This window comes from Veillonella parvula, assembly GCF_032550495.1.
Taxonomy (GTDB): domain Bacteria; phylum Bacillota; class Negativicutes; order Veillonellales; family Veillonellaceae; genus Veillonella; species Veillonella parvula_G.
Genome location: NZ_JAWFZJ010000002.1, coordinates 305849 through 329186, shown reverse-complemented (window position 1 = coordinate 329186; position 23338 = coordinate 305849). Strand labels below are relative to the sequence as shown.

Here is a 23338-nt window from a genome sequence, read left to right as displayed (position 1 = left end):
AGCTACTCCTATTCACCATCTGCTAAGTTTTCACGCATTTTAGTGTCTGCAATAATATTGTTCATATTATAGTAATCCATAACACCTAGATTACCGTTTCTGAAAGCCTCTGCCAATGCTTTAGGAACTTCAGCTTGTGCTTCCACAACCTTAGCTTGCATGTCTTGTGTTTTAGCACGCATTTCTTGTTCTGTCGCAACCGCCATTGCACGGCGTTCTTCGGCACGAGCTTGAGCAATTTTCTTATCTGCTTCCGCTTGGTCAGTTTGCAATTGAGCACCGATGTTACGTCCCACATCTACGTCAGCAATATCGATGGACAAGATCTCGAATGCAGTACCCGCATCAAGGCCTTTACCCAATACAGTACGGGAAATGTGATCTGGATTTTCCAATACATCTGTATGTTCTTCAGAGGAACCTACAGTCGTTACGATACCTTCACCTACACGGGCAATAATTGTGGCTTCACCAGCACCACCAACGAGGCGATCGATATTCGCACGTACAGTAACACGAGCACGAACTTTCAATTCGATACCATTTTTTGCTACCGCAGAAATAATTGGAGTTTCAATCACTTTAGGATTAACGGACATTTGAACTGCTTCCAATACATCACGACCGGCGAGGTCGATAGCTGCGGAACGTTCAAAAGTCAACGGAATAGATGCCCGTTCAGCGGCAATCAAAGCATCCACAACGCGGTCAACGTCACCACCTGCAAGGTAATGCGCTTCCAACTGATTTACATTCACATCAAGCCCCGCTTTATTAGCTTTAATCAACGGCATTACAATTTGAGACGGGTTTACGCGACGCAAGCGCATACCTACAAGTGTAAAGATACCAACATTAACGCCCGCTGCTAAAGCAGATACCCAAAGGCCTAATGGCACAACATATAAAAATACCATAATACCAATCAGCAGAATGGGAATCAAAATTAAAATACCTACATCCATAATAACCTCCATGATTTACGACGATGTTGTGAAAGCTTAATCTCGCTTTCTAACAATATTGCGACCACCTACGACTCGAAGGACCACAATAGGTGAACCGGCATCGATGAAGTCACCTTCGGTTACAACATCTACCAAATTACCATTAATCTTAGCAATACCTGCAGGGCGTAGTGTTGTATGAGCTACACCTTCCTTGCCAGCCAAATCTTCTAATACATCATTAGATACATAACCGGCTTTTGTCGTAGACCGTTGCCCTAAGGTAAACAATTTGCCTATCCACGTCTTTTCAAAGTGATTAAAGAACACGATGATAATGACAATTAACAAGGCTGTTAATCCTAGCACAGCATACAATGCTACCGTACCTTCCCCAAGAGCTACATAAACGCCCCATAGGAATGCGCAATAACCGATAAGACCTAAAATACCGCCTGGTACTACGAGTTCTACAGCCATCAAAGAAACACCGATAGCCATCCATATTAAAAACTCCATAGGCCCTCCTCTCTAAAATTAATTTTATACAACTTATATGTTTATTATACAATATTGAAGATAAATTATAAAGATACTAAACAAAAACGACTACTTTCACAGATACAATCTGATTCAGTAGTCATTTATTATATTGAATACAAGTCAATTCACTTTAATCTCAAGGTTCTACGCCAAGAGCTCGAAGTCGTATAAGGTTATACTTCTGTTTTTTTCAATTGGTCATTGCCAATGCCTGTTTTTTGAAGGATCAACAAACAAATGCTCATCGCCATACCTACTACCGTAGCAAGACCCATCCCTTTTAACACTACAGGTCCAACCGCAAGTTCTGCACCGCTAAGACCTACCACAAGGATAACAGATGTAAGAATCATATTAACAGGGTTTGTATAATCTACCTTACGTTCTACAAGCATACGCAACCCAGATGCTGCGATAATGCCGAACAAGAGGATGGAAACCCCACCCATAACAGGTACTGGGATAGCATGAATAAGTGCTGCCACTTTACCAACAAAGGATATGATCATCGCAAGAACTGCAGCACCGCCAATTACCCATACGCTAAAACAACGAGTAATGGCAAGTACGCCAATGTTTTCACCATATGTCGTATTTGGTGTCGCACCAAAGAAACCAGAGAGAATATTTGCAAGACCATCACCAAGCAAGGATCTTTGTAGACCTGGCTCTTTCATCAAGTCTTTAGCGACGATATTACTAGTAACAACTAAATGACCAACATGCTCTGCAAATACTACAAAGAGGGCTGGCATAATCATAATAATCGCATTGATATCAAATACAGGCATGCCGTAGAACTGAGGCAAGGAAAGCCAAGGAGCAGCTTCTACACCAGAGAAGTCAACAACTCCCATCACAGCAGACAATACATAACCGGAGACAACACCGATAAGAACAGGAATAACAGCTAAGAAACCACGGAACACAACAGTTCCAAGCAAGGTAACAACTAAGGAAAACATAGAGATAATAACAGCTTGGCTATGACTCATGCCTAAATCTTGATTACCGATAAGGCCAGACATACTCATCGCTACTGGCGCTAATTCTAAGCCGATAATCGCTACGATAGCACCCATTGCCGCTGGTGGGAATAATTTATCAATCCAACGCGTACCAATATAACGGACGAGAACAGATAAAATTACAAAAGATAGACCAAATACAACAAAGGCCCCTTTTGCCGCTTCATAACCAAGACCTGCAGATAACACACCTGCTACAGGCGCAATAAAAGCAAAGCTGGAACCAAGATATGCAGGAATCTTACCCTTACACACAAATAAGTACAATAATGTACCAATACCATTCATAAACAATGCTGTTGCAGGGTCTACTTTTAATAAATACGGTACCAATACAGTAGAGCCAAACATGGCAAATAAATGTTGAAAACTAAGTGGTAACATTCGGCCCCATGATGGGCGTTCTTGAATATCAATATAATCTTTCATCGTTTCTCCTCACACACAATATAACGATGCTAAGTTCATATAGTACAGTCCTTAAATATACTCTATGAATTTACACAAACAGATTCATCTTATGATACATACGTTAGATATTAACGTTCAAATTTAATCTATCTACGAGTCGACTTTTTAGAAGGCCGTGGTTTAAACGGTCCAGGCATATTTGTCTTATTAATACGCGTCGTAGCAGCAGGCTTGAAACGACTTTGTGTTTCTTCACGCAAAGATGGTAATGGTTCAGCTGTACCAACTTGTTTTACCCCTTCTACATTACGACGACCAATGCTTGCCAACAACCCAATAGCCATGAAATTCATCAATAATGAAGAGCCCCCATAACTAACAAACGGTAATGGTACCCCTGTTACAGGCATGATACCGCATACCATGGCGATGTTAAACAAGGCCTGACCACTGATAAGCAATGTTATGCCCATTGCTAACCATTTCCCGAATTCATCACGAGCCTTATTAGAAATGCGGAACCCAAAATAGGTAAAAGCTGCAATCAGAACGACAACAAACACTGCACCAATGAAACCCATTTCTTGGGCCCATACAGCAAAAGCAAAGTCTGTATGTGCTTCTGGTAAGTAAAAATACTTTGATGTACCTTGCATAAAGCCTTCGCCTAAAATACCGCCAGAACCTACGGCCAACAGCCCTTGAACTGTTTGATACCCCATATCCTGCGCATGAGGCCAAGGATCAAACCAAGATTGAATACGTTCCCAGCGATATGGCGACATACGAGCTGCAATAAAGCCAAGAAATCCAGCTATCACAAAAGCTCCGCCAAAGAATTTTCCATCAAAGCCCGCTAAGTAAATGAGCACAAAGGAAAAACCAAAAATCAATACGGTCGTACCCATATCTGGTTGCAAGATTGTTAAGCCTGCAAATATAATTGGCCATATTAACATTGGCAACATATAACTTATACGTTCACTAAAATAACCTTGTAAATTAATGAGAGGGTTAGTATGCTTTGGTTTTCCCCATTTCCGCATGGTACTCAATTTAGCGGACGTCCATATCAAGGCAGCCAATTTCGCAAATTCTGAAGGTTGAATCGATACAGGCCCAATAACAATCCAACGACGTGCACCATTAATGACTGCACCAATCACAAGAACCAAAATCATACCAATTAGTGTAGCAATCATAATTCTTTGCAACATGTGAGGCTTCTGTAACTGACGGTAATCGTAACGATACAATATAACACCTGCCGCCATAGACAAAAACAAGAATGTCATATGTTTTAAAAAGTATCCTAATAATCCCGTATTTTCATAGATAGAGCTGATATACGTAGCACTAAAGATATTTACACTGCCTATAATTGTAATGAGAAGAATAGGTAAGAGCATACCTTGTAAATCATTTTTAAAAAGTGAGCCCCACCGACTATCCCCCTTATTCGGTGTTTGCATGTTAAGCCTCCTTTTGAACTTTTGGCTTAATTGCTTCTAAGCGAAAAATAGGTTGTCCTTTTTTACTAAATTTCTCTTCATACTCAGTTTTTACATTTGGAAGGTCTGTGCTATGTAAATCATACGTTACATTTTTAAGCTCCCAACCACACGCTTTAAACTCTTCAAGAGAGAACATGAACAACCCTTCATTATCTGTCTTAAAGTGAACTTCTCCACCCTCTTTCAAAAGGCGGGCATAACGATCGAGGAATGTGTGATATGTAAGGCGGCGTTTTGCATGTTTAGCCTTAGGCCAAGGATCACAGAAGTTAATATAGAAACGATCAACTTCTCCAGGTGCCACTATCTCTTCGATACCTGCAATATCAAATAGAGAGACCTTTGCATTGTTTCGCTCTCCTTCAAAGATTTTTTGTGCTGCATAATAGATAACACCCATTTGTACTTCAAAACCTACGAAGTTAGCATTTGGATACGCTTCAGACATCCCCGCAATAAAGCGACCTTTCCCCGTCCCTAGTTCCATATATAATGGGTACTCAGGATGTTCAAATAATTCACGCCACTTGCCTTTAAACTCTTCTTGACCAGACAAAATGATGTGAGAGTCATATTCGTGGATAGCTTCATCAATCCATGGTTTTCTACGAAGGCGCATACTTTCTCCTTACATCTATTTTTAATAATATATTTATATTTGTTTATATTTATTATTACAGGTCATATACCTATCTTATTAATTATAGAAAAGGGAACCTTAAACGTCAATTACATTCTATGGATTTAACCCTAATCATTAAAACTGTGAAAGTAGAAGCCATAAAAAAAGACCTACTTCCGAAAGAAGTAGGTCTACATTTTATTGGAAAATCATAGCTTCTAAATTTTCAATTTGATATTGACTTAGGCCAAGTTCAGATAAACTCTTTTCAGCTGCAGTAAAAAGATTATTTTTACCAACTCGAGTACCTAGTGCTGCCGCAGCGACCAATTCACGGTCCAATTTACCTAAACGTGAACGATTACGATTTTGAGGTTTTGGTTTTTTCATACGGAACGTATTATATTGAACCCCCTCTTTTGTTTCCTCAGCTTTCGGCTTTGTTAAAGGTGCCCCATTAGTGCCATTCCCCAATAAAGCACTAAGTCCTGTTTGCTTTGGTACCAATTTTTCGTACTCATCGCCAAACTCAGGGCGTTCATCACGTAATTGATCAAATGTAGCTAAAGCAGCATTCATTTGTTTCAAGCCAGCAGCAGAGTAAAGCTGACGAATGGCAATACTCACCTCTTGTGGCGTCAACGTGCCTCGCTCAATAGCAGATGCAATTGCACTCTTTAATGCACCTTGATCACCAGACGCAGTATAGCGGCCGATTTCAACCAAGTCTTTTTGACGTGCATTAAGCTCTTTTGGCGTATATATATTTATCTCAGATATAGATGGTGCCTGTTTAGAAGGTTGTTCTCCCGCCCCATTAGCCTCAAACATATAGCCACCGGCAACGATGGCCACGGCTAATGTTAAGGTTAATACTCTTTTCAAAGTCTTACAATCTCCCTTATCATTAATACTAATTGTATAATACTGCAATAGTAGCGTATATTATCAATGGATTTATTTTACTGTTCTACTGTAATACATACTGTAGATATTATTATATAATACTTCATCTAATTTTTATAGTCCTATTCGAAAAAAATCTATAATCTTTTAATAAATTATATATATTTATCTATAAAAATTATATATTTATAAACCACACTTAATTATAGAATGAAATTGGACAAATAAAAAAATAACACAGTAGAAATCTGCCAATTCCAGAGTTCTACTGTATTTACAGAGAATTATTTATTTAATATTTTATCAAACTAAACAGATAACACTTGTTTTGCATCCGCCACAATCTGATCTAGAGAAACGCCATTTTCTCGTAACAATTCAGTTGCATCATAACGATCGTGGAATTCTTTAGCAATACCATAGTTCTTAACACGCATGTTAGATGGTCCATAAAAACTAGCTACACGCTGGCCCCAACCGCCTTCAACTACACCATCTTCTAACGTAAATACTACAGAATGATTTGCTTTCAATTCTTCTAGTAGTTCTTCATCAAGGCCAGATGCAAATTTAGGGTTTACTACAGTTACATGGATACCGTCTTTAGCCAATTCATCAGCCACTTGATTAGCCAAAGGATAAAAATTACCAAGACCTAATAAAGCAATCCCTTCACCACGGCGAGTCACTTCAGATTTATTCAAAATGCTATAATCCGTTGTATCCGCTACACCTGTAGTTGTGAATTCACCTACAGGAACACGAATTGCTACAGGATGCTCATGTTGATGAACTGCATACTCGGTCATAGCTAACAATTCTTCATTATTAGTAGGTGCTAAGTATACTAAATTAGGAATGCTAGTAAGCATAGGAATATCAAAGAACCCTAAATGAGTGACATCGTTCATGCCGTATACAGAGGCATAGTGATTGATAATAACAGCACTATTATTATTGACGCAAAGATCTTGCACCAATTGGTCATAGGTACGTTGTAAGAACGTACTATATACATTAAACACTGGTTTACCGCCATTTTTCGCAATACCAGAGCTCATCGCAATAGCGTGTTCTTCTGTAATACCTACATCGATGTATTGTTTGCCTGCCGCCTTGCGCCATTCTGGAGTAAAACCAAAGCCACCTGGTGTGCCCGCATTAATAGCTACCACAGTTGGATCTACTTTGATTTGCTCCATCAAGTAATTAGCGATGGTACCAGCATACGTTGGACCATTCTCCTCTTCTTTTGGTTTGCCTGTTTCTAAATCAAAGGGCATTGTCCAATGGAAGGCTTCTTTATTTTGCTCTGCAATGGCATAGCCCTTACCTTTTTGAGTAACTATATGTAACACGATTGGATGATCAATGTCTTTTACATCCTTAAATACATCAATCAAGGTTTCCAAATCATTACCATCTGCTACAAAACGATAATCTAAACCAAGAGCCTTAAAAATATTATTAGGACTTTCACCATTAGTCTCGCGCAATTCTCGAAGACCACGATACAAACCGCCATGGTTTTCTGCAATGGATTGGTCATTATCGTTGGCGATGATAATCATATTACTGTTTAATGTTGCTGCATAATCGAGACCTTCAAAGGCTTCCCCACCAGATAAAGAACCATCACCGATAATAGCGATAATATTTTCAGTGTCCCCCTTTAAATTCCGAGCAGTAGCTAGGCCAGATGCTAAGGAGATAGATGTGGACGTATGACCAATATTGAAGAAATCATGCTCACTTTCAGTAGGATCTGTATAACCTGTTACATCATCATAATGGTCGTGATCTAAAAATGCTAAGGCACGTCCTGTAACCATCTTATGTACATACGATTGATGGGATACATCATATACGATTTTATCTACAGGAGAATTAAATACATAGTGTAAGGCCATAATTATTTCTGCTGCCCCCATAGGTGGACCAAAATGACCGCCGTGTTCAGAGACCTTTGTCATGAGTGCTTGACGAGCTTGTGCCGTTAAATCTGTTAATTCAGAAATAGATAAGCCTTTTAAATCGGCTGGAGATTTTACATCAATTAAGTTCATGGTAATCCTTTCAATACAAATTATAATTACTTCAACTACAATCACTATACATCAAATAGTATAAAGATTATAAAGATTGTCACTAAAAATAACTAGTGTTATACTTCAAGTATGTACCTAGTATAAAACTTAAAGTTAGGTTTAAGTCAATACATCTTACATTTACAATTTTTATATCCATCTATAAATGACATATATATTAGGAGGTTCAATGACATATACTGTTGGCGAAATCGCAAAAAAACTAAACATAGCCCCCCTCTGCTTTGCGTTATTACGACAAGGAGGGCTTATTGCCCTTCGTAGAACGTTCTAGCGGAGGTATCCGTATATTTCGCGAAGAAGATATGGATTGGCTAGAACTAATCGAATGCATGAAATGTACCGGCATGCCTATAAAAGAAATCAAACATTTTATCGACTGCTGCGTTGAAGGCGATAGCCGCATCAACGATCGATTATCTATTATCAGAAATCAACGAGATCGTGTGCTAGCAGAAATTGAGCACCTACAAGCTCGCTTATCTATGTTAGAGTTTAAAACATGGTTCTATGAAGAAGCACAACGTCGAGGTACTTGCAGCTTTTATGAAACAGCAACCCCTGATGATATCCCACTTGAGTATCATAAGTATTTCGAACGCAAATGGCGCGCCGATAAAGAAGCCGCCGAAAAAGGTGAACCACCTAAAAAATATAAAGCTGTATAACAAAGAGGAGCTATCCAACGAATAGCTCCTTTTTTTGTATAGCAAAAAGGCGGCACAACCAAATGGTTGTACCGCCTTGATTCATCAATTATTCAGCAGTGAATGGCAATAAAGCAATTGCACGTGCACGTTTGATAGATGTAGTCAATTTGCGTTGATGTTTTGCGCAAGTACCGGAAATACGACGAGGTAAGATTTTACCGCGTTCAGTCGTAAAACGACGAAGTTTAGCAACATCTTTATAGTCGATTTGATCGATATGGTCTGCACAGAAAACGCATACTTTTCTTCTTGGCTTTCTGCCTCTATCTCTTCTCATTGCGAATCCTCCTTTTCGAATTAGTAGGAGTCCCTGACACTAGAACGGGATGTTTTCGTCATCGCCGCCTGTACTGAAACTATCAAAATTGGACCCACCTTCGAAAGAATTAGTATTCATATCAAGGGATTGGCCCACAAAGTTCGCTACCACTTCAGTAACGTACCGTTTTTGACCGTCCTGAGTCTCGTAAGAACGAGTTTGCAAACGACCTTCTACAAAGCAACGACTGCCTTTACGAAGATTGCCTGCCGCTTCACCAAGTTTACCCCAAGCAACGCAGTTGATGAAAGCAGTTTGTTCTTTCGTCTCATTTGTTGTGGAATCAATATAGGTGTTTGTGGCAGCTACTGTGAAAGTTGCTACCGCACGACCAGTTTTGGTATAGCGTACTTCAGGATCACGAGCTAAATTACCTAGAATTTGTACAGAGTTCATGTTTTCCTCCAGGCTTTAATTATGCTTCGTGTTTAACAATTAGATGTCTTAGGACTTCATCGTTGATTTTCAATACACGATCGATTTCTTTGATTTCAGCAGGAGCTGCCTCAAAGTTAATCAATACATAGAAACCGTCAGTGAATTTCTTCACCGCGTAAGCAAGACGACGCTTGCCCCAACGATCTACCTTTTCTACTGTGCCGCCTACACGAGCAATTAAAGCTTCTACTTTTTCAATAACAGCGTTAGTTGCTTCCTCTTCAGCTGGTTTCACAATAAACATGACTTCGTATTTGTTCATACAAAATCACCTCCTCTTTCGGACTAATGCCCCTATCGACACATAGGGGTAGGAAGTGCTTACCATCAATAAGCCTTACTATTATAACCTAAAAAAATGATAAAAGCAAGGATTCAAATTAAAACCCTTGCTTTTACCAATATTATATACGATTATATTTTTCATCCTCAGGAAAGGCAATCATAGCACAGATAATTACAAATATGGCTATTACACCCATCATAGGATAGGCCGTATCATTTGGTAAGAAGGTAAGTATCAACGATGACACAATACCACTACCATATTGCATGGCACCTAATAGTGCCGCCCCAGATCCAGCCATTCTACCTGCTCTATCTAAAGCTAATGCATTAGTTACAGCGGCAATGATACCATTCATGGAGAAGAATAAAAAACAGCCAATAACGATTAACCACAATGAATGGTAACCTAAGAACATCAAGCCCATAACAACGGATACACAAACAGCAGCAAATAGTGTGGCATATTTCAATAGTCTATCAAGGCGTATAGCACTAACAATACGACGATTAATGGCACTTAACAACATAACACCAATAATATTAACAGAAAAGAGATAACCAAAATATTCTTTGGGCACTTCATACACATCTATATATACATAAGGCGATCCCGTTAAGAACGCATAAATGGCAATATAAAAGGAACTCACACATAGGGTATATTTCATAAAGCCCTTATTGCGCAATAAAATCCAATAGTTATTGTAGGTATGACCTATGGACTTTTTGCTCCTCTTCTCTACGGGATGTGTTTCCGGAAGCACTAATACGGCAACGAGCATTAAAAGCCCTATACCAACAAGCAACCAGAATATAGAATGCCATGTATACCATACAAGTAAATGTCCGGCTAACATTGGGCCTGCTATAGGCGCTATGGCCATAACAATGGCCAATGTAGACAACATTTTAGCCGCCTCAGTCCGACCATATAAATCCCGAATCATAGCCCGCGATAGCATCGGTCCTACACAGGCACCAAAGGCCTGAAACACACGCCAAGCCAATAACTCCATCATAGAGGAACTCAAGGCACAACCTACAGAACCAATAATAAATAAAACTATCCCTATAATCAGTGGCTTCTTACGACCAATTTTATCGCTAACGGCGCCCCAAAAAAGCTGGGCTAGCGCAAAGCCAATTAAGAACCCGGTCAACGTAAGCTCCGCATCACCATTAAGGTCACGCCCCATCTCAGGCATAGCAGGCAAATAAATATCCGTTGATAACGATGTAAACGCCATCAAAGCACTTAATATAGAAGTAAAAAGCCATCCCTTATTGCTAATCGTCAGCATAAAGACACCACTTTCATATAAAATCGCACTATAATATGTATTTATTTAGATTATATCAAAAACAAAGTTAATCCTATATAGTTTTGATATTTTTCAACAAAAAAGCGTAGTAAAATACTACGCAAAAATTGGTCTATAGCAATATCACTCTTTGCACTATTCAAATAGTGTAAAGACAAAAGCCTAACGCAACAGAGTATTCAAAATACTCGCACGCTAGGCAATCCTCTTAAAACTGTTTATAAGATGAGCCTAACGCTACCACACGTTGATGGCTCTCTTTTTACTTATTATACAACATAAATAGAATTTCTTAAAGGAATTATATGATAAATGGCTCTTTATCATTAACGACATAAACATTTCTATTAGGTAGTATTCTCTTTAGTTTTTCAGGGATATCAGTATGAACCGGAATAACAATATCAGGATCAACCATTTCTATGAACTGAACTAAATCGTCCTTTGAGACATGACCACTGGCATGACATATATAAGATGTATATATATCTAACAATTCTTTCAATGCTAAATTCTCCTCAATATATCCTGTCCACATGGAATATATAATACGTACATCATCTTTAGGGAACTCTTTAATTTTAGAAATAAAATTTTCTGTCCCTCTTACTAAAGATACAAATCCATGTTCCATATAGTATTTAGGATACCTTCCTTTATCAATAACTAATGGGCTATCATGTCTACGATACAAAGAACTTTCATAATATACATTATTAATCACAGTATCTAATATTCTTTTCTGATAAGCATCACAAATGAGTACTTTATCAGTTGGCATATTCTGCCAAATCCCCATAATACGGTCAATATTCGTAGAAGAACACATAACAAAAACATATTTTCCGTCTTGAATATAAGAAGAAATATCATCTAATACAGCTACTTCAGCTATAGGGTCATTGGCATCTCTAGATAATGAAGTTCCTTCTGTAATTAATACATCAACCTCACCTATATAGGTCTTAACTAACTTCTCTAATACATGTTGACGCAGCCCATGCATCCGGAAATCACCTGTATATAAAATGTGTTTACCTTCAGCCTCAATAACAAACATATAACTATCAGCGGCACTATGGTCAATAACCAAAGGCCTAATCCGTATATCACCAATAGTGAAAGCCTCTCCCCCACGAAATGTATTAGCACCTAATAAGCGCAAGTATAAACCTCTATCTTGATACTCAGCACCTATTAGCGCGATTTCCTTACTTAATTCACCCATATATAATGGAATTTCTGATAGTGCAGAGGTTAGTTGGCCTAAGTGATCCATATGATAATGAGAAATCACAATACCGTCACAATCCAACTTTCCTTTTGTAACGCCTTCTATATCAAGATTTATAGGTGTGTACTTTTCATCTAAACTTAATTCATTACCAAAATCTAACATAATGCGAGTAGATGCTGTACTAATTTCTATAGCACTACCACCAATCTGATGTGTGCCACGATGAACAACAATATTCATATTCAACCTTTACTTAGAAATGGTAAGCAATGTTTCTGCTCGATATAAACGATCCAAATTTTCTGACCAATTATCTACTTTATTTTTATAAGGCGATTTACTTACTTTTTGAGCTTGTAATACAACAAATCGAATTTGTTTCAATTTAGACTCTTGTTTTAATATAGCCTCACATAAAGCTCGTAATTCTTTTCTTTTACTTGGATTAATTAATTCCTGGCACTCTTTATACTGTTCTGACACAACAGTTTTAGATGGATAGTTAGGTTCATTTGGTTCATTTGAAACGATACGAAGCATCAAATTTGTTTTATCCCCACCATCTTCTTTTATACAAGACTTTTCGTCAAACAAAACAACTAACTCGGCTTCATTTGTATGTTTATATTCAGATAATTTCTTTAAGTTATTTATACCCTCGTGAGCAACATCAGCCTTAATCTGTTTTAAATCAAGCAACTTATAATATGTATAAGCTTCTAAAATACAGCGTAGTAAAGTTTCCTCACTACCAGATGGACGATATTTTAATTCAATTACAGAATAACATTCGTCATCAGTGTTATAGCCTAATAAATCTATTTTTCCATAAGAATCATTTTGTGTTTCCTTTAATAGTGTTTGATAATCAAAAATATAACCTAATCCATCAACCTTACGTTGATAAAACAACAATTTCGCTAAAATTTCTTCTTTACGATTTGTGCCTTGCAGCTTTTTCATATCTACTATTTCAGAAGGAGAATGCTTTGTATCAAAATGATTAGATCGTACAGGCGTTAAGTCTGTCCATGTCTTTAAAAGATTTTTTGATAAAAGAGTACTGGCAATAGCTTCACTATAGCGGTTTTTGTCCGTTTGCGACGCGCCTTGTACATAGCCTTTATAATTTACAATAGATGCCTTATAAAAATTTGCTGCAAATCTTTTTATATCCCCATCGTTATCTTTTGGCTTTACTTTTTTTATATTAACAGTATCTTCTATTGTATCGTTCTTAGGTTGCCCAAAAAGGGTTTCAAACTCATCAATTTTATCTTTTCGATTAATACCTTTGCAAATAAATTCATATACTTCTTTAGACTTTAACATTATAAATGCCTCCCTTAATAGCAATTTACCTCACTGCACATAACTACTAAAATTACCCCATATCATACACAATAGATCAATGTATTATTATAAATTCATTATATCAGTGGACTTTTTATGAGTAAATAATGAAGAAATAAAATTCTATGCGAATATTATCTTCCTATATTTTTACTTTAATACAATCAACGAGTAATAATTTCCTCATATTATAGTCTTTTATATTAAAAATATTTACACTATTTAGATTAAGCAAAAATTCTATAGAAAATCCTTGCGTCATTATTCTATATAATTTACTATATATAGAGAAATCTGATTATAAAAAGGAGTCATCATGGCTAATATTAATGAAAACTATTTAAACCTACAAGGTTCTTATTTATTTGCGAATATCGCTAAAAAGGTTGCAGATTATCAAGCAGCTCATCCAGATGCAGACATCATTCGTCTTGGTATCGGCGATGTTACATTACCTCTTGCTCCAGCAATTATCGACGCTATGAGTAAAGCTGTTCAAGAAATGGGAAAAGCAGAAACATTCCGAGGTTATGGCCCCGAACAAGGATATGATTTCTTGCGTCAGGCTATTATTGATGGCGATTACAAACCATTGGGTGTAGATATCGCTATTGACGAAGTGTTCGTTTCCGATGGTGCAAAATCTGACGTTGGTAATATCCAAGAGTTATTCAGCGAAGATAATATCATTGCCATCACTGATCCAGTGTACCCAGTATACCTTGACTCCAACGTTATGGGTGGTCGTACTGGTGAAGCTGTAGATGGCATTTTCCAAAAGGTTGTATACCTTCCTACTTACGCAGAAAATAACTTCTCTCCAGAATTCCCGTCTGAACGTGTAGACATCGTATATCTTTGCTCGCCTAACAATCCCACTGGTACTGTTTTAAGCCGTGCTCGTTTGGCAGAATGGATCAAATGGTGTAAAGATAATGATGCGATTTTGATGTTTGACTCCGCTTACGAAGCTTTCATCAGCACAGAAGATACTGTAAAATCCATCTACGAAATCGAAGGTGCTCGAGAAGTGGCTATCGAGTTCCGTTCCTTCTCTAAAACTGCAGGATTCACTGGTACACGTTGTGCTTATGCAATAGTACCTAAAGAGGTCACTGGCAAAACTAAATCTGGTGAACGCCAACCGCTAAATCCTATGTGGAACCGTCGTCAATGCACTAAATTCAATGGTGTTCCTTACATCATCCAACGCGGTGCTGAAGCAGTATACACAAAAGAAGGCCGCGAACAAACTCGTGCTAACATTGCATACTACAAAGAAAATGCCCGCATCATCAAAGAAGGTCTTGAATCTATCGGCCTTACTGTATATGGCGGTGTGGACGCTCCATATATTTGGCTAAAAACACCTGGCAACATGACTAGCTGGGAATTATTCGACATCTTGCTCGAACAAGTTCAAATCGTATCTACACCAGGCTCTGGCTTTGGCCCTCATGGTGAAGGTTACCTTCGTTTAACAGCATTCGGCAGTCGTGAAAATACAATTCGCGCCGTTGAAAGAATCAAAACATTACAATTCTAATATGATTATGTCTATATTTAGGTTTAGATTTATATCTTGATTTATATTTAGATTACATTAAATCTGGATTATGTGATTTAAAATAGTTTATATCTATAAAACCAAAAGACCGATTACAATCCTTCAATAGGAATGTAGTCGGTCTTTTTTTATATACCCTTACATATATGAATATTTAATTCAAGTATTCCTTAACTCCATAGTACTAACAAATAACATCCCCATATTATTTGTGTCCGCTATATTTACTATTAATTAGAAGTTATGACGAATCCCTGCGTCAATGCGATAGGAATTGTCTACGATAGCACCAAAGTTTTTAGTGAAAGTCCCATAAATATATGTATTAGGACGTACGCTCCATGAACCACCTAACTCAACATCTAGCCATGTATCCTTAAGATTCACTTCACTGCCTGTAGTTGGCTCACCGGTCATGCTATAAGTAGCTTTCATTTTACCAGAGAATTCATGCGCTAATGCTGCTTTGAGGAAAAGGTTGCTATTCTTACTTTCCTTGCCAATGCCTACACCAATACGACCAATAACGGAGTTTACCGCATCAGAGTTAATATGCACTGTGCTACCTGTATTTGTACGAGCATCAAAGTTTACACTAGACAATCGACTAAGCGTCAATTCTGCGTTAGGATCGATGTAGAAACCATTGTCTTTCTTGATTCGTTTACCATATTCAACGCTCAAAGAGGTACCTGTATTGCGGTAATCTCCGCTCAAGCTTGTACCCAAGCTATTGCGTACAGTGAAATCATTTTTCAAACGACTTACTTTACCAATCACATCTAAATAACGACCATCATTATATTGTTTTGCACCGTATAATGCTAAACCCGCAGTTTTACCAGAGCCAGAACCTAGTGCGTAATCACTACTGCTTGTACCGTATAGTAAGGCACCACCTATAGTCCAATCGCCACGCAATGTGTCATAGCCTACTTGCGCCATGTTATAGGTTTGGTTTACATAGGCGCTGTCTGTAATTTTAGATTTACCACCGATGTATTTCCCCCATACACCATGCTTATTGGAGTTGAGTCGCACATCACCAAGGCGACGTTGTAAATCATTCGTATCGGCTCTCATTTGCATCACAGAGGAGGCTAACGCACTCTTAGCACCAGAAACAACTTCGCTTTCACGAGCTGTCACAACCGCTTGGTCAGTAATACTAGGTTTCCCATCAACAGTAAAGCTATCTGTACCAAGCTTAGTAGCAAATGCAGGACTAATAAGGCCTGAATCGACTTGAACATTTACATCTAAATTACGCTCACCCTTAGTAAAGCCAGCATATGTTAATTTATTAGCCAACTGCTGCAAAGTGCCTCGTGGGTTGTCTATATTTGCATACCCTTTAAGTGCATCTGCCGAACTGCGCATAGTCACAGAAGAACCCTTATCAGCATGATTGATAACGACTTCACCCTTACCTTGTGCCACTGCAGGGGCTCCCTTTTCATAGTCGATAGCTGCATGACCAGCATAGTTGTTAATAGTAATAGGTCTTGAGTCTACGGCTTGAATAATACCTTGACTATTTATATCTTTACCACCAATAAAATGTTCTACACGACTACCAGTATATAAATAGTTTGCATTATTAGGACGACCTTGTGTAGGATATACGCGCTCAGCTCCTAGCCATTCATTGCGCCAAGTCGCACCATTTTGTAAGTACAATCGCAAACCACCATGGTACGGATTGTTGTTGCTTTCATCAAATTCATTCAGCACACCACCTACCAATTTAGAATTTGGTGTTGTTAAACCTAAAGAAATTTCAGATCCATGGTTATGTGGATTCTTGTCGATACCATAGTTTTTATCTAAAAATCCTATATTACCATACATCTTCACATCATTCGTTCCCGGATGTAAGCCATCCATACCCGTATTTACATAAACAAAACCTTCTTCAGATAATGCAGAATAGGTATCAGAGGTATCTAAAGGATATGTTTTTATATCAGCCCCACCTAGTATGCGAATATATCCATCTTTATTAGCTTGCAAACCAACGCCAACAGCATCGACTTTAGCATTACCCTTTACGGTAATTCGAGTATCATCGTTATTTCCATCATTAGTAAGTCCACCATAACCAGCATAGATACCGCTCATGTAATAATGTGCCAAATCAGGTCTACGTTTCGCGCCACTTTCTGCTGGTGCTGGATTTTTAACTGTTACAGTTACATTTTTATCGATAGCAACTTGTGTCCCATCAAGGGCATAAATACCTGTAACATTATTATGATATTTTGTTCCATTTACACCTAAACCTGATACATTAACAGTTAAGTCATCTGTATAATGTCTCTTTTCCCCCCACAAATTAAGGCCAATGGATTTTCCGTCTGTATGACTTTCCACAGTTGTGGCTGATACCATGGTAAAAGCATTAGCACCTGTTACGATTAATGCAGCAATAACAGCAGCTTTTACATTTCTTCTCATGTTATACCTCCTTAACACTTCAACTATGAACATAACTAACTAACATAACCAATTTAATTGTATCTAGATTCAGGGTATATGTGTCAATTTCTACTCATATGATTTTTTATTTGTCCCCTATAACAACACGCTATGTATCGATATAATTGTGCACAAATTACTTGTTTAAATTAGATATTAATTATTTTCTATACCATCTAATAAATTCTATAGAAAAATATTAAAAGCTATTAATTTTATGCTATAATAAATATGTTAATTATTAAATTTCAACTTATATAGGAGGCTAATATGAATATTCGTATTGGTATCGTTGGTTACGGCAACTTAGCTCGTGGCGTAGAAGCATCTGTTCAGTTACAACCTGATATGGAGCTCATCGGCGTATTTTCTCGCCGTCAAGGTATTGAAACTGTATCTGGTGTACCTACTTACACGATGGAAGATATTCCTAACTTTAAAGGCAAAATCGATGTAATGGTTCTTTGCGGTGGTTCTGCAACAGATCTTATCGAACAAACACCAATGGTAACAAAATACTTTAACTGTATCGATTCCTTCGATACACATGCACGTATCCCTGAACACTTCGCTAATGTAGACAAAGTAGCTAAAGAAGCCAAAACGGCTACATTAATTTCTTGTGGTTGGGATCCAGGCATGTTCTCTTTGCAACGCGTTTACGCGGAAGCAATCTTACCAAAAGGTAAATCCTACACATTCTGGGGTCGTGGTGTATCCCAAGGTCATTCCGATGCCATCCGTCGTATCGATGGTGTTCTTGACGCTCGTCAATACACTGTTCCTAAAGAACAATACCTAGAAGCTATCCGTAACGGCGAAACTCCAGATGTTGATGGCTATAAAGGCCACCTTCGTGAATGCTATGTAGTAGCTGCTCCTGATGCGGACAAAGCTAAAATCGAAAATGAAATCAAAACTATGGAAAACTACTTCGTAGGCTATGAAACTGTAGTCAACTTCATTTCCCAAGAAGAACTTGATCGCGACCACAAAGGCATTCCACATGGTGGCTTCGTTCTTCGCTCTGGTGAAAGTACAGAAGGCACACGTCACGTTATTGAGTACTCCTTGAAACTTGACTCTAACCCTGAATTCACAGGCTCTGCACTTGTTGCTTACGCTCGTGGTCTCTACCGACTTGCTAAACACGGCGGCACAGGTTGCTATACAGTATTCGACATTCCACCAGCTTGGATTTCCACACAATCTGCTGAAGAATTAAGAGCACATTCTCTATAATAGAGTGAGGCCCTCATCGACTTAATAGATGAGAGCCTTTTTCATACACATTAAAAGAGACCATCTTAAGATGGTCTCTTTTTTGTCCTATAAGTCTATTTTTACTCTTAATTAATACCAACGTGTTAACGGCAGCTCGTTCGTAACACCTTTTGTCATCAAAATTTGATGCAAGTCCATATTACCGATGTAGAAACCTGCCGCACATCCACAAAGATACAAATCCCACATGCGTACGAATTCACTGCCTCGTTTCACTTCTACTTGCTCACGGACACCTTGGAAATTGTTATACCAATGCATTAAAGTCTTATAATAGTGATACCGTAAACTTTCAACATCGATGACATTCATGTCATAGTCATAAGCGAGGCTGACCATTTCGCGAAGGGACGGCAAACATCCGCCCGGGAAGATATATTTACGAATCCAAGCACTTGTTTCCTTTTCAGATGGGTCACTGATATAGTGAAGCAGGAACAAACCACCGTCTTTAAGCATATCCGATGCGTCCTCCATATACAGAGGAAAATTAGGCCGCCCTACATGTTCAAGCATGCCGATGCTGACAATACGGTCAAAGGTACGCCCGGAAGCTGCTACGTCGCGATAATCTATAAGTTCAATCTCAACCTGTCCTTCAAGGCCATATTCTTTAATGCGTTCCTGTCCTTTTTTCCATTGTTCTTCGGAAAGAGTACACCCATAGCCCTTAACCCCATATTTACGAGCCGCTTCAATGAGAAGGAATCCCCATCCGCAACCGATATCAAGTAAAGTCATACCCTCTTTTAAGTACAATTTATCGAGAATATGATGAACCTTTTGATATTGCGCATCTTTGAGACTATCATTCTCATGCTTAAAATACGCACAGGAATAGCTCATGGTTTCATCGAGCCACAATTTATAAAATTCATTGCCTAAATCATAATGGGAAGATACTTGTTGTTTTTGATCTTTCTTTTTAAGACCTGCATTAAAGAGCGAGCTAAGTACCTTACGATTGATAGAGTCCTTACCTACATGACCAAGGACTACACAAAGGGCTTTAAACAAATCCCCTTCAATTTCGATATCTTTACGCATGTACGCTTCACCGAGGGCGAGTTCTGCGGATATTAACAAATCCTTTTTGGGAATATCGCGATTAACGATGACGGTAAACTCGGATTCTCCGTCACCGATTGTATATTCATTATCTCCAATTTTTACGGTAAAACAATGATCATTAAAGCGTTCTAAATAATGGACTAAGAAACTATCAAATAGCTTGGAAAACATACTGAACTTCCTTTCCTATTAGCTTTCACTATATAGGTTTAAAAATATATACATTAACATGATTGGATACATTCCATACCCTATTAATATATACACCTATAAATTATATCTATATAGTTACGGCGAATAAAAATCTATATTAATCCTATATTTTAATATGAACTTATCACATTATTTAAGTAATATATTTAACTCTATTTATATTATAGCACTTTGAAATAATCTATTTTATATTTATTGAGTAATACCATCCTATTAGTATGGTATAATATTTATTTGATAAGGTTTATAACAAACTATTGCTATAAACTTTCACAAAGAACGAAATCAATTTGTTAATAAAAGGTGGTACCATGAGCACAAATTTAGAAGTAGGCATCGTAGGCCTTCCAAATGTTGGTAAAAGTACATTATTCAACGCTATCACAAAAGCGGGCGCTGAAGCTGCCAATTATCCATTCTGTACAATTGAACCTAACGTAGGTGTCGTTGACGTTCCAGATAATCGTTTAGCTGTATTGGCTGAAATGTTCGGTTCCAAACGCATCCTCCCTGCTGCTATGCGCTTCGTAGATATTGCTGGCCTCGTAGAAGGTGCATCCAAGGGCGAAGGTTTGGGTAATAAATTCCTTAGCCATATCCGCCAAGTAGATGCGATAGCACAAGTTATTCGTTGTTTCGATGACCCTAACATCACTCACGTTTCTGGCTCTATTGATCCAATTCGCGACATCGAAATCATTAATACTGAGCTCTGCCTTGCAGACCTTGAGTCCGTAGAAAAACGCAAACAACGTATTGAAAAAATTGCTAAATCTGGCGACAAAGATGCGCGTGCTGAATTACAATTGTTAGAACGCATCATCGAAGGTCTTGGCGAAGCGAAACCTGTTCGTGCACAAGGTCTTGAAGAAGAAGAATTGGAAATGATTAAAGAGTTAACATTGCTTACAGCAAAACCATCTCTTTATGTAGCCAATATTTCTGAAGATGAAGTATCTGATTACTCTTCCAACGAATATGTAAAACGTGTAGAGGAATATGCGAAAAACGAAGGCGCTGGCATCGTTGTTGTGTCCGCTCGTATCGAATCTGAAATTGCAGAGTTATCCGATGAAGAGTCCACTGCATTCCTTGAAGATCTTGGTCTTGAAGAATCTGGCTTAACAAAACTTATCAAAGCAAGTTATGCCCTCTTAGGTCTTATCAATTACTTCACAGCTGGTGAAATGGAAGCTCGTGCTTGGACAATCGTAAATGGCACAAAAGCACCTCAAGCTGCTGGTAAAATTCACTCGGATATTGAAAAAGGCTTTATCCGCGCTGAAATCGTATCCTTTGACGACTTACAAGCTTGTGGTAGCCAAAATGCAGCTAAAGAAAAAGGCCTCGTACGCCTTGAAGGTAAAGACTACGTTATGAAAGACGGCGATGTAACCCATTTCCGCTTCAATGTATAAACAAACTTATATAACAAAAACCAGTAAATCTCAGGATTTACTGGTTTTTTTATTACTAATTATAACCTTTATATAATATTATTTATCGTCTTTATGAAGAACATTTTTGACGCCACTAATCGCACCATCTACAGCATCTTTAACATCTTCAGCTGCTTTTTTGAGATCTTCAGCAACATCATGTGCAGCCTCTTTAACTTTTGCAGCTGTATTTTCTACAGCGCCTTCTGCTTCCAATTCTTTGTCACCAGTTAATTTACCGGCATTTTCTTTTAATGCACCTTTAGCTTGATTTAATTTATCTTCTAATGCCATAATTATGAATCCTTTCATATAAAATCATTTTTAATTATGTTAGCTATATATGTTATCTATACTTTTAAAAATAGATTACTATCCCTTTTTCCCGAAGAAAAACGAAACAACAGCAACAACAATTACAGCGCCAAGAACAGAAGGAATTAATGCCATGCCAGCTAAACTAGGACCCCATGTGCCAAATATTGCTTGACCTACAGACGAACCAACTAAACCAGCAACAACATTGGCAATAATGCCCATTGCTCCACCTTTGTTAGTGATGGCTCCTGCAAGAAAACCGATAAAACCACCAACAATAATTGACCATAACATACGATCACTCCTTCCTATTTAATCAATATATTTATAATATCCTACCAAATTATATGGGCTTTATAAATATAATAAATAATTTGTATATTTATAATATACCATTCATTTCTAAAGATTAGATGAAGAAATTCGATGTAGTTATAAAAGTCACAATCGATTAAACTACGGTAACAATTTCATTCATTGTACGACGTGTTTTATTTCGATGTGGTTCTTCATCACGATAACCAAAGGCAGCCATCACAGCAATGCCAAAATGCTTTGTATCAAAAAGACCTAATTCATCACCTAAGAGCACTGTCATCTTATCTTGATTAAAGCCTTCCAATGCACAGGAATCAAGACCTTCATAAGCAGCCATAGTCATCATGTTAGCCATTACAATATACACTTGCTTTGAAGACCAATCAAAGGCAGCACGATCAGACTCAAATGTTTTATAGTCTTCAGTTGTGAACTGAGCATATTTTTCTTTATAAATAGCATCGACTTCAGCAGGTAATTGTTTCACCTCTTCTTGAATGTAGCGTACATAAGGAGAATCAAATTCCAAATCCACCTTTTTACGTGTTAAGAACACTACGAAATGACTCGCTTCAAGACCAGCTTGAATGCCCCAACCATAAGCCTTCATCTTTTCACGGATTTCAGGATTTTGAATAACTAATAATTGGTAAGCCTCAAAACCTAAAGAGGTTGGAGACAATCGCGCCGCTGTTAAGATACCTTGCCAATCATCATCAGAAATCTTTTTAGTACTATCAAATTTCTTACATGCGTAACGATATATCATAGCATATTCTAAATCTTTACGATTAAATTTAGGGGCTGTTAATTTTACATTTTCTATTTCAAATTTACTCATATATACCTCCATAATTAATATCTGTAATTGATAAAATATATCATGTTTCTATAGTACCACACT

22 protein-coding genes are annotated in these 23338 nt (G+C 37.9%); 4 read left to right on the top strand and 18 right to left on the bottom strand.

What is annotated here, in order from left to right; translation table 11 throughout:
* Positions 1-8: 8 nt before the first annotated feature.
* The 7 genes from floA to E6X37_RS05635 form a co-directional block, all read right to left on the bottom strand.
* Positions 9-965 carry a flotillin-like protein FloA gene (gene floA, locus E6X37_RS05665; protein ID WP_004693762.1) on the bottom strand — a complete coding sequence of 319 codons (957 nt, stop codon included), beginning with the start codon at positions 963-965 and terminating at the stop codon, positions 9-11.
* Positions 966-1001: 36 nt separating this feature from the next.
* Positions 1002-1466 (bottom strand): NfeD family protein, encoded by a 465-nt coding sequence (locus tag E6X37_RS05660; RefSeq protein ID WP_004693763.1) that lies wholly within the window; start codon positions 1464-1466, stop codon positions 1002-1004.
* A gap of 197 nt (positions 1467-1663) precedes the next feature.
* Positions 1664-2947: a uracil permease gene (gene uraA / locus E6X37_RS05655; protein WP_101928946.1), complete on the bottom strand. Its 1284-nt coding sequence runs from the start codon at positions 2945-2947 to the stop codon at positions 1664-1666.
* A 128-nt stretch (positions 2948-3075) separates the two neighbouring features.
* A complete protein-coding gene (locus E6X37_RS05650; RefSeq protein ID WP_316055554.1) occupies positions 3076-4401 on the bottom strand; it encodes an FtsW/RodA/SpoVE family cell cycle protein in 1326 nt (441 codons plus the stop codon).
* A gap of 1 nt (position 4402) precedes the next feature.
* Entirely contained in the window at positions 4403-5062 is a 660-nt protein-coding gene (gene trmB / locus E6X37_RS05645) for a tRNA (guanosine(46)-N7)-methyltransferase TrmB (protein WP_227065516.1), read from the bottom strand.
* 201 nt (positions 5063-5263) lie between these two features.
* A complete protein-coding gene (locus tag E6X37_RS05640; protein WP_021147750.1) occupies positions 5264-5950 on the bottom strand; it encodes a carboxymuconolactone decarboxylase family protein in 687 nt (228 codons plus the stop codon).
* Between the two features lie 329 nt (positions 5951-6279).
* Positions 6280-8037, bottom strand: a complete 1758-nt coding sequence (locus E6X37_RS05635; RefSeq protein ID WP_316581478.1) for a 1-deoxy-D-xylulose-5-phosphate synthase — start codon at positions 8035-8037, stop codon at positions 6280-6282.
* A 266-nt stretch (positions 8038-8303) separates the two neighbouring features.
* Here E6X37_RS05635 and E6X37_RS05630 point away from each other — a divergent pair, with 266 nt between their 5' ends.
* Complete coding sequence (locus tag E6X37_RS05630; RefSeq protein ID WP_316584268.1) at positions 8304-8747, top strand: MerR family transcriptional regulator; 444 nt, start codon at positions 8304-8306, stop codon at positions 8745-8747.
* An 88-nt stretch (positions 8748-8835) separates the two neighbouring features.
* Here E6X37_RS05630 and rpsR read toward each other — a convergent pair whose 3' ends face one another.
* From rpsR to E6X37_RS05600, 6 genes are all read right to left on the bottom strand, one after another.
* Entirely contained in the window at positions 8836-9066 is a 231-nt protein-coding gene (gene rpsR, locus E6X37_RS05625; RefSeq protein WP_004693795.1) for a 30S ribosomal protein S18, read from the bottom strand.
* A gap of 39 nt (positions 9067-9105) precedes the next feature.
* Positions 9106-9504: a single-stranded DNA-binding protein gene (locus E6X37_RS05620; RefSeq protein WP_004693797.1), complete on the bottom strand. Its 399-nt coding sequence runs from the start codon at positions 9502-9504 to the stop codon at positions 9106-9108.
* A 19-nt stretch (positions 9505-9523) separates the two neighbouring features.
* Entirely contained in the window at positions 9524-9808 is a 285-nt protein-coding gene (gene rpsF / locus E6X37_RS05615; protein ID WP_004693799.1) for a 30S ribosomal protein S6, read from the bottom strand.
* A gap of 142 nt (positions 9809-9950) precedes the next feature.
* The gene (locus tag E6X37_RS05610; protein ID WP_120055578.1) at positions 9951-11135 is read right to left on the bottom strand and encodes a multidrug effflux MFS transporter; all 1185 of its coding nucleotides are present in this window, start codon (positions 11133-11135) and stop codon (positions 9951-9953) included.
* 322 nt (positions 11136-11457) lie between these two features.
* Positions 11458-12633: an MBL fold metallo-hydrolase gene (locus E6X37_RS05605; RefSeq protein WP_120055580.1), complete on the bottom strand. Its 1176-nt coding sequence runs from the start codon at positions 12631-12633 to the stop codon at positions 11458-11460.
* A 9-nt stretch (positions 12634-12642) separates the two neighbouring features.
* Positions 12643-13725, bottom strand: coding sequence for a hypothetical protein (locus E6X37_RS05600; protein ID WP_316689668.1), 1083 nt, complete (start codon positions 13723-13725; stop codon positions 12643-12645).
* Positions 13726-14062: 337 nt separating this feature from the next.
* Between E6X37_RS05600 and E6X37_RS05595 the strand changes: the two genes are divergently transcribed.
* Positions 14063-15292, top strand: coding sequence for an LL-diaminopimelate aminotransferase (locus E6X37_RS05595; RefSeq protein ID WP_120055584.1), 1230 nt, complete (start codon positions 14063-14065; stop codon positions 15290-15292).
* A 255-nt stretch (positions 15293-15547) separates the two neighbouring features.
* Here E6X37_RS05595 and E6X37_RS05590 read toward each other — a convergent pair whose 3' ends face one another.
* Entirely contained in the window at positions 15548-17770 is a 2223-nt protein-coding gene (locus E6X37_RS05590; protein ID WP_316581476.1) for an autotransporter outer membrane beta-barrel domain-containing protein, read from the bottom strand.
* A 291-nt stretch (positions 17771-18061) separates the two neighbouring features.
* On the opposite strand from E6X37_RS05590, the gene E6X37_RS05585 reads away from it, so the two are divergent.
* A complete protein-coding gene (locus E6X37_RS05585; RefSeq protein ID WP_008602878.1) occupies positions 18062-19033 on the top strand; it encodes a diaminopimelate dehydrogenase in 972 nt (323 codons plus the stop codon).
* A gap of 111 nt (positions 19034-19144) precedes the next feature.
* Here E6X37_RS05585 and E6X37_RS05580 read toward each other — a convergent pair whose 3' ends face one another.
* Positions 19145-20317, bottom strand: a complete 1173-nt coding sequence (locus E6X37_RS05580; RefSeq protein WP_316584269.1) for a cyclopropane-fatty-acyl-phospholipid synthase family protein — start codon at positions 20315-20317, stop codon at positions 19145-19147.
* A 353-nt stretch (positions 20318-20670) separates the two neighbouring features.
* On the opposite strand from E6X37_RS05580, the gene ychF reads away from it, so the two are divergent.
* Positions 20671-21777, top strand: a complete 1107-nt coding sequence (ychF, locus tag E6X37_RS05575; protein ID WP_316581475.1) for a redox-regulated ATPase YchF — start codon at positions 20671-20673, stop codon at positions 21775-21777.
* A 78-nt stretch (positions 21778-21855) separates the two neighbouring features.
* Here the strand turns inward: ychF and E6X37_RS05570 are convergent, their stop codons facing one another.
* From E6X37_RS05570 to E6X37_RS05560, 3 genes are all read right to left on the bottom strand, one after another.
* Positions 21856-22092 (bottom strand): CsbD family protein, encoded by a 237-nt coding sequence (locus E6X37_RS05570; protein ID WP_316581474.1) that lies wholly within the window; start codon positions 22090-22092, stop codon positions 21856-21858.
* Positions 22093-22170: 78 nt separating this feature from the next.
* The gene (locus E6X37_RS05565) at positions 22171-22410 is read right to left on the bottom strand and encodes a GlsB/YeaQ/YmgE family stress response membrane protein (RefSeq protein ID WP_012863894.1); all 240 of its coding nucleotides are present in this window, start codon (positions 22408-22410) and stop codon (positions 22171-22173) included.
* A 157-nt stretch (positions 22411-22567) separates the two neighbouring features.
* The gene (locus E6X37_RS05560) at positions 22568-23275 is read right to left on the bottom strand and encodes an NAD(P)H-dependent oxidoreductase (RefSeq protein ID WP_316581473.1); all 708 of its coding nucleotides are present in this window, start codon (positions 23273-23275) and stop codon (positions 22568-22570) included.
* Between the last annotated feature and the right edge of the window lie 63 nt (positions 23276-23338).

What these genes read in the sequence shown, in the direction of transcription:
- rpsF (WP_004693799.1), bottom strand. Translation starts at nt 9,808, where the DNA reads ATGAACAAATACGAAGTCATGTTTATTGTGAAACCAGCTGAAGAGGAA.
- E6X37_RS05600 (WP_316689668.1), bottom strand. Translation starts at nt 13,725, where the DNA reads ATGTTAAAGTCTAAAGAAGTATATGAATTTATTTGCAAAGGTATTAAT.
- floA (WP_004693762.1), bottom strand. Translation starts at nt 965, where the DNA reads ATGGATGTAGGTATTTTAATTTTGATTCCCATTCTGCTGATTGGTATT.
- E6X37_RS05590 (WP_316581476.1), bottom strand. Translation starts at nt 17,770, where the DNA reads ATGAGAAGAAATGTAAAAGCTGCTGTTATTGCTGCATTAATCGTAACA.
- E6X37_RS05595 (WP_120055584.1), top strand. Translation starts at nt 14,063, where the DNA reads ATGGCTAATATTAATGAAAACTATTTAAACCTACAAGGTTCTTATTTA.
- E6X37_RS05580 (WP_316584269.1), bottom strand. Translation starts at nt 20,317, where the DNA reads ATGTTTTCCAAGCTATTTGATAGTTTCTTAGTCCATTATTTAGAACGC.
- trmB (WP_227065516.1), bottom strand. Translation starts at nt 5,062, where the DNA reads ATGCGCCTTCGTAGAAAACCATGGATTGATGAAGCTATCCACGAATAT.
- rpsR (WP_004693795.1), bottom strand. Translation starts at nt 9,066, where the DNA reads ATGAGAAGAGATAGAGGCAGAAAGCCAAGAAGAAAAGTATGCGTTTTC.
- E6X37_RS05585 (WP_008602878.1), top strand. Translation starts at nt 18,062, where the DNA reads ATGAATATTCGTATTGGTATCGTTGGTTACGGCAACTTAGCTCGTGGC.
- E6X37_RS05565 (WP_012863894.1), bottom strand. Translation starts at nt 22,410, where the DNA reads ATGTTATGGTCAATTATTGTTGGTGGTTTTATCGGTTTTCTTGCAGGA.
- E6X37_RS05650 (WP_316055554.1), bottom strand. Translation starts at nt 4,401, where the DNA reads ATGCAAACACCGAATAAGGGGGATAGTCGGTGGGGCTCACTTTTTAAA.
- E6X37_RS05570 (WP_316581474.1), bottom strand. Translation starts at nt 22,092, where the DNA reads ATGGCATTAGAAGATAAATTAAATCAAGCTAAAGGTGCATTAAAAGAA.
- ychF (WP_316581475.1), top strand. Translation starts at nt 20,671, where the DNA reads ATGAGCACAAATTTAGAAGTAGGCATCGTAGGCCTTCCAAATGTTGGT.
- E6X37_RS05605 (WP_120055580.1), bottom strand. Translation starts at nt 12,633, where the DNA reads ATGAATATTGTTGTTCATCGTGGCACACATCAGATTGGTGGTAGTGCT.
- E6X37_RS05610 (WP_120055578.1), bottom strand. Translation starts at nt 11,135, where the DNA reads ATGCTGACGATTAGCAATAAGGGATGGCTTTTTACTTCTATATTAAGT.
- E6X37_RS05560 (WP_316581473.1), bottom strand. Translation starts at nt 23,275, where the DNA reads ATGAGTAAATTTGAAATAGAAAATGTAAAATTAACAGCCCCTAAATTT.
- E6X37_RS05620 (WP_004693797.1), bottom strand. Translation starts at nt 9,504, where the DNA reads ATGAACTCTGTACAAATTCTAGGTAATTTAGCTCGTGATCCTGAAGTA.
- uraA (WP_101928946.1), bottom strand. Translation starts at nt 2,947, where the DNA reads ATGAAAGATTATATTGATATTCAAGAACGCCCATCATGGGGCCGAATG.
- E6X37_RS05635 (WP_316581478.1), bottom strand. Translation starts at nt 8,037, where the DNA reads ATGAACTTAATTGATGTAAAATCTCCAGCCGATTTAAAAGGCTTATCT.
- E6X37_RS05660 (WP_004693763.1), bottom strand. Translation starts at nt 1,466, where the DNA reads ATGGAGTTTTTAATATGGATGGCTATCGGTGTTTCTTTGATGGCTGTA.